Below are 11,545 nucleotides of genomic sequence, written 5' to 3'. Positions count from 1 at the left end.
TTTTTTAACACATAGAAACATAGATTTTCTTTGTAAAAAGAAGGCAATCAAAAAAACTAGTTTTCACACATAGCGATACGCAAACTACTATGATTATTAATGCAAGTGAAACGCCTTTTACTTTCCAAAAAACTATGTTTCTATGTGTTTAAAATTTTACTTTTTCAACCGCTTTTTTAATTGATAATCATACAACGAAGGCACTTTGTCCATCGGTGTATTTAGGAATTCAATATAAGCGTCAGGATCATATTTTACTTCGAATTTAGCATTCCCATTCACGCCAATAATTCGGGCAAAAGGTCCATCTTTCATTCCATAAAGTAAAACGGGTTTTGTGATTTTTTCAGCATTTGTTATCTGAACATTCAGATTCCAAAAAGTACTGAAAGGTCCGTGTGAAGGTTTCCAGTAATCAGCGCCACCGCCACCAAACAAGGCGTAGCTATTATTATTGTCCGGCATTAAATGCACCGTAATATTGTCGAATAAATTTTGATGATTTGCTCCCGAATGTTGGTCCAAAACCGGATCAGCAAAGATTTCACAATTCTGATAGACATTTTTAGTCGCAAAAGTATTGAAGCTCAGCGGATGAACAGCTTTATTATAAATCTTTAAATTCTTAACCAAAACATTATGAACGCCGCCTAAAGTCACTGTATAATGCGCCATATGATTTCCATCCGTCACAATATCCTGGATCGTTACGTTCGAAATTTCTTCTCCCAAAATACCGCTGTCAGCATTAGTAATTGTAACATCTTTGACCCAACTATTAAAAACACGAGTTAAAAATATAGCATTATTTCCCGGTTCTACGTGATGCGCAACTCTTGGAATATCAGGAAAAGTAAAGCGAATATGTTCAATTCCAACTTCGTTTAAATGTTTCCATTCGACCAATTGCGCCTGATAACTTGGTTTTATGGCAATTGTCAAAGGCGTTTTTATGGTAATTTTAGAACCCGAAATTTTTACGATTTCGACTTGTTGTCTTACGATTGGTAATTTTGGAAATTTCCAATGATGAGAACCCGGTTTTACTTTGGCACCTTTGTATAAATCAGTAATGATTTCTCCATTTTCGCCATCTTTATTAAACAATTGAAGTTCTACGATATCACCAACTTTTAATCCTTTAACTTCAGAAGCAATTATAGTATGTTCGCCCATATTTCCCGAACTAACTTTAGCCAAAAAGCTTGGTGTTGGTTCGTATTTATCCAAATATGATTTTACACGTTCGCCAGGAATTTGTGTCCAAATAAACCCACCTGACCATGCATATTGCGAGAAAGGCAAATCAATATTATTTTCAGGTTCGCGTTGTCTTTTATCAAATGTGGTAAGATATTCTCTTAATTCCGCCAGAGATTCTGGATCTTTTAGATACATCATAGGTCTTGGGAAGTATATCTCAGTTCCGTTTTCTCCGGAACCTGTTCCGCGAAGTACAAAATTGCTTCTTTCGATATATAAAATATCACTCAGAATAATTTTCCCTGCAGGCAATTGCAAAATCACATTTCCTTCAACTGCATTTGCTGCTTTTACGGCTTTTAATAAAGCTTTAGAATCGTCTAAACCATCATTAGCTTTTAGACCAAAATCTGTGGCATTGATGATTTTTCCGCTAACTTCAGGGATTTGGCTTTCGCCGAAATGATATCCCGCATAACTAAAATCAGGAAGATAATTAGTCACAGGTTTCTGCGTAAGAATCTTAGGCAATTCTTGTCCAATCACATTTATACCGATGAAAAGGCTATAACAGATAAAAAGGGTTTGACGTTTCATGTTTTGTTTTTTATGGTTTATGAAATTGCCCGCGGATTGTACGGATTAAACGGGTTTACAAGGATTTTTTAATCATTTTAATCTCTTAATCTGTGGCAAAACTTTCACGCAATCTTGTCATTGCAAGGAAAGTCAAGTTTTGCGGCCTATTGTTAGTGTGATTACTTCGTTTCGCAATGACATAACCAGCGTAAATCCGTTTAATCCGCCAAATCCGTGGGCTAACATTACAAATCAGTAATTAATTTATATTTTGGAACCAATGTTTTCATGATGCTCCAAGCCACAAGATAGGCTACGGCGCAAAGCACAAACATGATTGTATATCCGGTTTCAATATGTCCCAAATCTTCGTAATAATCAAAAAGAGCGCCGCCTAATTTTGACACGATTACACCGCCAAGTCCGCCCGCCATTCCACCAATTCCGATGATGGAACCAATGGCTTTTTTTGGAAACATATCAGAAACCGTAGTAAAAATATTAGCCGACCAAGCCTGATGCGCTGATGCTCCAACACCAATTAAAAGAACCGGAATCCAGAAACTAATATAACCCAAAGGTTGAGCTAGAAGTACAAACAGTGGGAAAATCGCAATAATAAGCATTGCTTTCATTCGTGCTTCATAAGGATTGTGTCCTTTATTTATAAAATACATAGGGAAATAACCACCATAAATACTCCCAACCATCGTCATGCTGTATAAAACAGCTAAAGGAATCGTAATTTCGGTTTTTTCCATCCCAAATTGAGCTTCCAGATATTTGGGTAACCAAAATAAAAAGAACCACCAAATTCCGTCTGTCAGGAATTTTCCAATCGCAAAGGCCCAGGTTTGTTTGTAGCTTAAAAGTTTTAGCCAGGAGATTTTTTCAGGTTTTGCATTTTCGTCAGAAGGTTCTTGAAATGCGTCTCCTTCACTTATATAATTAAGTTCGGCCTGAGACATTCTTTTTTGATTTCTTGGTTTTTCATAAAACATATACCAGAAAAACATCCATATAAAACCAATTGCCCCAATGATGATAAATGCCATTTGCCAGCCCCAATGCACCGCAATCCAAGGCACAGTTAACGGCGCCAGAATTGCCCCAACATTCGAACCCGAATTAAAAATTCCGGTGGCAAGAGAACGTTCTTTTTTTGGAAAATATTCGGCAGTAGCTTTGATCGCTGCAGGAAAATTTCCGGATTCTCCAAAGCCCAGAAAAGCTCTCGAAATCATGAAACCGGCAATCGAAACGGGAACAGCACCAATACCAACCCAGACTAATAAGTTATTAAAAGTACTGCCAATCGGGATTGCATAAGCATGCATTATCGCACCAATTGACCAAATAAAAATGGCTAGAATATACCCCAGTTTTGTGCCTAATTTGTCGATAAGTCTTCCTGCAAATAACATCGAAAGCGCATATACAAACTGAAAAACGGCTGTTATATTGGCATAATCAGTATTACTCCAATGAAATTCTTCGGATAGGCTGGGAGCCAGTAAACTCAGGACTTGTCTGTCCAGATAATTCACGGTAGTAGCAAAGAAAAGTAATCCGCAGATGGTCCAGCGGTACTTCCCGATAGGTTCGTTTTTGATAGTCATGATAGTTAGTTAAGAGCATTTTGTTTTTAAATTGTAAAAGCCTGAGATGGTTATAAAAAGTAGTTTTTCAAACTCTTTTTCTCAAACTGTAATCTTGTTTTTATTCTTATAAATTATAATAGCCACAGATTAAAAATTAAATCTGCTCAATCTGCAAAATCTGCGAGAAAAAATATTTTATTTCTTAAAATTAAAGTAATGCTCAGCATTGCCACTGCAAATATTTTTCACCAGTTCACCAATAAGATTTATATCATTTGGCAACTGACCATTTTCAACTTCTTCTCCTAAAATATTACATAAAATACGACGGAAATATTCGTGACGCGGAAAAGACAAAAAGCTTCTCGAATCCGTTACCATACCCACAAATCGGCTTAGTAACCCAAAATTAGATAACACATTTAATTGTTTTTCCATTCCGTCTTTTTGGTCTAAAAACCACCACGCGGCTCCGTATTGCATTTTCCCGGGAATCAAATCATCATTAAAATTTGCCGCCATAGAAGCAAAAACTTCATTGTCACGCGGATTCAAATTATATACAATTGTTTTTGCCAAACCGTTTGCAGAATTTAATTTATCAAAGAAACCACTCATATTATCAGCCATATTCAAATCTCCAATCGAATCAAATCCCTGATCAGGACCAATGGATTGCATCATTTTGCTGTTATTATTTCTGATGGCACCTACGTGAAATTGTTGCGCCCAAGATCTTTTGTGATTCAATAAGGCAATCTCAAAAAGTAACGCCGATTTGAATTTTTCAACTTCAATCGTACTCAATTCCGAAACATTTAATCCTTTCTTAAAAATGGTTTCAATTTCTGATTCCGTATAAGGAGACGCATAAAATTTTATATGTCCGTGATCAGAAATTCGGCAGCCCATTTCATGAAAAAAGTCATGTCTTAAGGCGATGGCTTTTATAAAATCTGCATATTCTTTTATAGAAAAACCAACAGCAGATTCCAATTTCTGAGCCCAGTTTACAAACAATTGTCCTTTCTCGATTTCCGTTGCTTTATCAGGTCTGAAAGAAGGCAGAACTGAAATTTCGAATTGATCGTCACGAAGCTTTTTATGAAATTGCAAATCATCCGTAGGATCATCAGTCGTTCCCACAACTTTCACATTCATTCTTTTAAGCAGGTTTTTGACACTGAATTCAGGCTTTTTCAGCAATTCATTACAAGTATCAAAAACTTCCTTAGCAGTATCTTTATTCAATAATAAATCAATCCCAAAATAACGTTTCAATTCCAGGTGTGACCAGTGATACAAAGGATTTCTTAAAGTATGTGGCAATGTTTCAGCCCATTTTTCAAACTTCTCAAAGTCAGAAGCATCTCCCGTAATATATTTTTCAGAAATACCATTGGCACGCATCGCTCTCCATTTATAATGATCGCCTTCAATCCAGATTTGAGTAATATTTTCAAACTGACGATTTTCGGCAATATCTTTTGGAGACAAATGACAATGATAATCGATGATAGGTTGTGCTTTCGCAAAATCATGATACAAGGAAATTGCTGTTTTATTATACAGCAAAAAATCCTCGGTAATAAATTTATTTTCAGACATAAAATTGATTTTATAAACGTATTGGCGCAATTAATTTTAACACATAGAAACATAGATTTTGTACTCTTAAAAAAGACGTTTCACTTGCATTAAGTCACATAGCTATGTGTGAGAAACCTGTTTCTTTTTATTCTCTTTTTATTTATTCTACACATAAAATCTATGTTTCTATGTGTTAAATAAAATTTTAATAATTACAGCAAATAGGTATTTTATAAGCTTTTTTTAATTCCCATTTCAAGACCTCTTAACTCCGCTAAACCTCGCAAACGCCCAATTACTGAATAACCCGGATTTGTTTTTTTATTCAAATCATCCAGCATTTGATGACCGTGATCGGGACGCATTGGTAACGAAATATTATTTCTCTTTTCAACCTCAATAATCGCTTTTACGACTTCATACATATCGACATCTCCTTCAAGATGATTGGCTTCGTAAAAACTGCCTTCTTCGTCTCTTTGAGTACTTCTTAAGTGAATAAAATTCATTTTATCTCCGTGACGCCTCACAATTCCCGGTAAATCATTGTCGGCTCTTACACCGTAGGATCCCGTGCACATTGTGAATCCGTTTGATTTTGAATCGGCTGCAGCCATTAACTCTACTAAATCTTCCTCCGTACTTACAACTCTTGGCAAACCTAAAATAGGGTAGGGCGGATCGTCAGGATGAATTGCCATTAGAACGCCTTTACTTTCTGCAACCGGAATAATTTCTCTTAAAAAGAAGAAAAGGTTTTTCTTCAAAGTAGAGCTGTCAATATGATTATAACCACTTAAAGTCACCAGAAAATCCTCTACCGAATACGCTTCTTCAGCTCCGGGAAGTCCGGCAAGAATATTTTGCTGTAATTTTATTTTATCGGCTTCAGTCATCGCTTCAAAATATTTTGTAGCTTTTTCAATCTGAGTTGCCGAATATTCTTTTTCAGCGTTCGGTCTTTTCAAAATAAACAATTCAAAAGCCGCAAAAGCATTGATATCAAAACGCAAAGCCTTTGAACCATCTGCAACTTCATAAGCCAAATCAGTTCTCGACCAATCTAAAACCGGCATGAAATTATAGCAAACACATTTGATTCCGCATAAAGCCAGATTCCGAATACTTTCTTTATAATTCTCAATGTATTGAAGGTAATTTCCCGTTTGTTTTTTAATGTCTTCGTGAACCGGAATACTTTCTACAACTGACCATGTCAAACCCGAAGCGCCTTTTTTTGGATCTCCGTTTTGATGTTCAATTTCAACTTTTCGTTTTATAATTTCGTCAATACTCCAAACTTCTCCGTTTGGAATATGGTGTAATGCGGTTACGATTCCGGTTGCTCCCGTTTGTAAAATATCTTGTAAAGAAACAGGATCATTTGGTCCGAACCATCTTAATGTTTGTTCCATTTTGACTTATTTTTTGGTTTTCCTGCAAGGTTTTCAAAACCTTGTAGGTATGATTTTTATTAATATTTAGAAGCTATTCCCGCACCCGAGCCTGAAAGTGCGAACTGGCGAAGCAATGCGTTTCAATCTTTTGTGGCTCCCGAAGCCTCGGGACCGCCACAAAAGGATTTCCACTGCTATCGGGGCTAGGGCTCATATTTTCAAAAGAACTATTTCCTCAATTTTGTCATCCCGAGGAACGAGGGATCTCCGCAAGAAGCTCCATTAAGTGAATCGTCAATCTTTGTCGAGTTACTTGCGGAGATCTCTCGTTCTGCCAATAACGTTTCTAATTTTTCACAATCCCTTTGCGATCTCAAAGCAAAGCGGAATAAAGAGAAAGCTTTGCGAACTTTGCGTAAAAACCTTTGTGTGTCTTTGCGGTTAAATGTCATTTATATTGCTTTTTTTAATAACAAACAAACCTTGGTATGACAAACTAATTATTTAATACCTACAAGGTTTCGAAAACCTTGCAGGAATCGTCGAAATCAGATTTTAAATGCTTGATGCCGAAAATCCTCCATCGACTTTTATAATAGTTCCGGTAACAAATTTGGACATATCACTGCATAAAAATAAAAGTGCACCATCAATATCTTCCGGTTTTCCAAATCTTCCCATTGGCGTATGATCGATAATTTTTTCACCACGAGGTGTTAATTTTCCTTCCGGAGTCAATAATAAAGCTCTGTTTTGTTCTCCGATAAAAAATCCCGGAGAAATAGCATTCACACGAATTCCTTCACCATATTTTGAAGCCAGTTCAACAGACATCCATTGCGTGAAATTATCAATAGCCGCTTTTGAAGCCGAGTATCCCACAACTCTCGTCAAAGGTCTTTGCGCTGATGCCGATGAAATATTGATGATGATTCCTTGTTTTTGTTTGGCAAAAAGTTCTGAAAAAACCTGCGATGGAAGCATCGTTCCAATAATATTAAGATCGACTACTTTTTGTAAATCATCGACTTGCATATCATAAATCGCCTGATCAGGACTTATCGTCGCGCCGGGCATATTTCCACCCGCAGCATTTATAAGGATATCAAGTCGACCGTATTTTTCTACGATTAAATCTTTGGCTTTTTCCAGTTCTTCTTTGTTTAAAACATTTGCCTGAATCGCAAAAGCTTGTCCGCCATTATTTTCAATTGCTTCTACGGTTTTATTGGCTTTTTCAATCGATTGAGAAACGATTCCCGTGATAACGCCTTGTTTGGCTAAAACATTCGCAAAATTACTTCCTAATACGCCGGCACCACCAGTTATAAGTGCAATTTTACCTTTAAGATTAAATATTGAATCCATGTATATTTTTATGATTTTTCCAATTTGATTTATATGGAATGATTTTCTTTTTTAAGTAGAAACATAGTTTTCGAACTCACAAAAACTATGTTTCTATGATTTAATTATACAACTGCTTTTTTCTCGTTTTGTATAATCTGAACGATCTCAATCGCTTTTATAACTTCATTTTCAATTAGAGTGAAATCTCTATCCTGCATGCGTTTTTTACTGATAAGCTGACTTCCCATTCCAACAGCCGAAGCTCCGGCAGAAAACCAACTATTGATATTGGTATAATTAGATTCAACACCGCCTGTTGTCATAAAATAAAGCGATTGGAAAATGTCTTTTATGCTGCTCAAAAATTCAGGTCCTAATATGTTTCCCGGAAAAAGTTTAATTAATTTTATTCCTGCATTTTCAGCAGCAATAATTTCTGTTGGCGTCATACAACCCGGACAGTATAATATTTCTTTATTTTTTAAGAAATCCCAAACCTCAGGTACAAAACCCGGACTGATAAAAAAGTCTGCACCAACGGCATGAAATTCTTTTGCCTGATCAAGATTTTTTATTGTGCCAATTCCTAACAACATTTCAGGCATTTCGGCATTTCTAACAGCAACCATTTTTGCGAAATTCGGTAAAGCCTGCGAACCTCTGTTGGTATATTCTACAGCTCTGATTCCAGTTCTGTAAAGGGAACGTAAAACTTCAATACTAATATTTTCATCAGTATTAAAATACAAAGGCAAAATCCCTTGTTCCGAAATAATCTCAATCGTATTTTGAATTGTTTTCATGACTTTATATTTTAACTTTAATCACTATTTTTTTTAGTAATCCTTCGCCAATCATGGCTGCGTGAACATCTTCGGGAAATAATATGGAAAATTGTTCTTCCTGTAGTTGAAAAAACATATCTGGTTTATCATAAAAAAAGCGAACATCTCTTTCGTCACTATAATCCCCATTTGGACTAATGCATTTTTCTCTTGGTTTCCAGGCAAAAGTTTCTGGTCCTTTTATTGAAATCTGAATGTCAATATTTTGATCATGACATTCAAAACCTTTGATACTTTCTTCTCGTGTTGTCCCTTCACCAACAATTACAATCACTTTTAAACCTTCTGCAATTTCAAAAGCTCCTTCTTCAAGAACCGAAATATCATTCTGTTGCACATATTCAAATGCCTTTCGAAAATTAGGGTGTAAATCGTAATATTTTTTTGCGTTGTGTAATGAATCTACTATCATTTTTTTGTTTTTATATTTTAAGTTAATACATAGAAAGGTAGAAGTTTAAACTTAAATAAGTGTTTCATTTTTTCTAAAATATTATGTACAAATGTTAAATATTATCGTCCTGTTTTGTATTCTCTTTTAGAAAAAAATTATATTTCTATGTATTAAATAAATCAGTATTAATCTGTCAAATCTGTTTATCCCGATAGCTATCGGGAGTGGGCAATAAATTAACGAATAACCCGTCCGCCGCTTGCACCATTCATAAGCGCCGTAACATCATTTACGCTCGATAAATTAATATCTCCCGGAATCGAATGTTTAAGGCAGGAAGCTGCAACAGCGTATTCAAGTGTTTTTTGATAGGATTCCGGCCAGGTTATGAGTCCGTAAATTAATCCCGCCATAAAAGCATCACCGGCACCAATTCTGTCAACTATATGTGAAATCTTATATTCTTTAGATTTTAATAGTTTTTCATCGTTCCATAAAATGGCTCCAATAGTATTTGATGAAGCATTCGCATCATAACGCATTGTAGATACAATTGTCTTAAGTTTTGGGAATTGTTTTTTCCATTTTCTAAAAACAGAATCCATACTTTCCGACTCTTCAATTTTGATATTCAGACATTTTTCAGAATCATCAGAACCGCCCAATAATACATCGCAATACTGAACTAAATCCGGCATAATTTCAGAAGCTTTTTTGCCATAATTCCACAGCGTTGGGCGATAGTTTAAATCGGCTGAAATAGTTAATCCTAATTTTGAAGCTGCTTCGAGGGCTTCTTTTGATAGTATAGCAAGATCTTCGGTTAATGATGCTGTTATTCCTGACCAGTGAAACCAATCAGCGTCTTTGAAAATTACTTCCCAATCTATCATTCCTTTTTTAAGATTGGCAAATGAAGAAGCATCTCTGTCATATAAAACTTTCCCCGGTCTTTCAGAAGCACCTTGTTCAAAGTAATAAACTCCCAAACGTTTCCCTTGTTTTACAGCAATTGGTTCCACACCATACGAACGTAATTCGCTTAAAGCGGAATCTCCCAATTCGTTATCAGGAACTGAGGTTACAAATTTTACATCACATCCAAATAAAGCCAAAGATGCGCCAACATTTGCTTCAGCGCCACCATAATGCGCTTCAAATGTTCTTGATTTATAGAGTTTTGAATGGTTAGGAGGTGAAAGTCTTAGAAGGATTTCACCAAAAGTTATGATTCTTTTTGACATATCTGTAATTTTACGTGTACGCACACGGGTTGTTGCAAATGTATATAAAAAGTTAACTAAAACAACTTATCTTTGATAAAAAAAATTAATTTTACACTCTTACAGAATCTTTTTAACTTAAAAACAATCAATATCATAACGATTAAAAAAATTGCAGAACTAGCCAATGTTTCGCCGGGAACCGTTGACAGAATTATCCATAATCGGGGGCAGGTGACTCAGGAAAATGTCGATAAAGTAAATGCTATAATCGAGCAATATGGTTATAAGCGAAATATTCTGGCAAGTAATCTGGCGTTGAATAAGAAGTTTCATTTTGCAGTTTTCTTACCTAAATATGAAGATCTCGAATATTGGAAAAGTCAGATTTCAGGAATAGAAAAAGCAGCCGTAGAATTCAGTAAATTCGGAATCGTTTTGGATTATTTCTTTTATGATTTTAATATTTCTTCCTTTAAGGAATCAGTCAAAAAAGTACTGGAATTTGATTGCGACGGATTGTTATTTGCGCCTATTTTTTATGAAGAATCGGTTCGTTTTTTAAATGAATACGAAAAGAAAAATATTCCGGTTGTAATGATTGATTCAAATATAAAAACCAATGAAAATCATGCTTATGTGGGACAAGATGCTTTTCAAAGCGGATATTTAGCGGGAAGATTAATTAGTTTCGCAGTAAAAAACGAAAGACAAGTATTGATTTTTAAGATTACCAGAGAGATCGAAAGTACATCAGTTTACCTGCAGCGTATTGATGGTTTTTACTCCTTTTTTAAAGATCATGACGAACTTCAAAACTTCAAATTTTCAGAAGTTACAATCAAAGATTCCGGAATTGATCAATTGAATCTAGAAATGTTTGCAGGAATAAATAGTGTTTTTGTACCCAATTCAAGAGCTTATATTGTGGCAAGATTTTTAGAGCAAAACAATATCAAAGGCGTTCGGATTATTGGTTATGATTTACTAAAAGATAATATCGAATACCTGAATAAAGGCGTAATTGATTTCTTGATCAATCAAAGACCCGAAGAGCAAGGTTATATGGGAATCAACCATTTATACAAGAAATTAGTACTTCAGGAACCTGTTGAAGACACGCATTATATTCCGCTGGAAATTATTTTAAAAGAGAATTATTTTCCGGCTAGAAAAGCTTAGTTTTTGGCCCACGGGTTTTGCGGATTTAAACGGGTTTTGCACGGATTTATTTGTCATTGCGAGGAACGAAGCAATCTCACTTGCTAAATCAAACTTTGTGTCTTATTGTTAGTGCGGTTGCTTCGTTCCTCGCAATGACTTTGATTGTGAAATTTCTTTAGTTGCGCGTAATCTTGTCATT

At 35.4% G+C, this 11,545-nt stretch carries 9 protein-coding genes; 1 reads left to right on the top strand and 8 read right to left on the bottom strand.

What is annotated here, in order from left to right:
• Positions 1-156: 156 nt before the first annotated feature.
• The 8 genes from EAH81_RS11175 to EAH81_RS11140 form a co-directional block, all read right to left on the bottom strand.
• Positions 157-1,800: a DUF4955 domain-containing protein gene (locus EAH81_RS11175; RefSeq protein WP_140506970.1), complete on the bottom strand. Its 1,644-nt coding sequence runs from the start codon at positions 1,798-1,800 to the stop codon at positions 157-159.
• 227 nt (positions 1,801-2,027) lie between these two features.
• Positions 2,028-3,401 carry an MFS transporter gene (locus tag EAH81_RS11170; protein WP_140506968.1) on the bottom strand — a complete coding sequence of 458 codons (1,374 nt, stop codon included), beginning with the start codon at positions 3,399-3,401 and terminating at the stop codon, positions 2,028-2,030.
• A gap of 177 nt (positions 3,402-3,578) precedes the next feature.
• Positions 3,579-4,991 carry a glucuronate isomerase gene (gene uxaC / locus EAH81_RS11165; RefSeq protein ID WP_140506966.1) on the bottom strand — a complete coding sequence of 471 codons (1,413 nt, stop codon included), beginning with the start codon at positions 4,989-4,991 and terminating at the stop codon, positions 3,579-3,581.
• 212 nt (positions 4,992-5,203) lie between these two features.
• Positions 5,204-6,388 (bottom strand): mannonate dehydratase, encoded by a 1,185-nt coding sequence (gene uxuA, locus EAH81_RS11160; protein WP_140506964.1) that lies wholly within the window; start codon positions 6,386-6,388, stop codon positions 5,204-5,206.
• Between the two features lie 537 nt (positions 6,389-6,925).
• Entirely contained in the window at positions 6,926-7,738 is an 813-nt protein-coding gene (locus tag EAH81_RS11155) for an SDR family oxidoreductase (protein ID WP_140506961.1), read from the bottom strand.
• Between the two features lie 104 nt (positions 7,739-7,842).
• Positions 7,843-8,523: a bifunctional 4-hydroxy-2-oxoglutarate aldolase/2-dehydro-3-deoxy-phosphogluconate aldolase gene (locus EAH81_RS11150; protein ID WP_140506959.1), complete on the bottom strand. Its 681-nt coding sequence runs from the start codon at positions 8,521-8,523 to the stop codon at positions 7,843-7,845.
• A gap of 4 nt (positions 8,524-8,527) precedes the next feature.
• A complete protein-coding gene (locus tag EAH81_RS11145) occupies positions 8,528-8,977 on the bottom strand; it encodes a YhcH/YjgK/YiaL family protein (protein WP_140506956.1) in 450 nt (149 codons plus the stop codon).
• Between the two features lie 218 nt (positions 8,978-9,195).
• A complete protein-coding gene (locus tag EAH81_RS11140) occupies positions 9,196-10,203 on the bottom strand; it encodes a sugar kinase (protein ID WP_140506954.1) in 1,008 nt (335 codons plus the stop codon).
• A 72-nt stretch (positions 10,204-10,275) separates the two neighbouring features.
• Here EAH81_RS11140 and EAH81_RS11135 point away from each other — a divergent pair, with 72 nt between their 5' ends.
• Entirely contained in the window at positions 10,276-11,364 is a 1,089-nt protein-coding gene (locus EAH81_RS11135) for a LacI family DNA-binding transcriptional regulator (RefSeq protein ID WP_241676554.1), read from the top strand.
• Positions 11,365-11,545: the final 181 nt, after the last annotated feature.

The organism is Flavobacterium pectinovorum, assembly GCF_006438875.1.
GTDB classification, from domain to species: Bacteria; Bacteroidota; Bacteroidia; order Flavobacteriales; family Flavobacteriaceae; genus Flavobacterium; species Flavobacterium pectinovorum_A.
The sequence above is the reverse complement of the archived record's forward strand: the minus strand, read 5'-3'. Positions and strand labels throughout refer to the sequence as shown.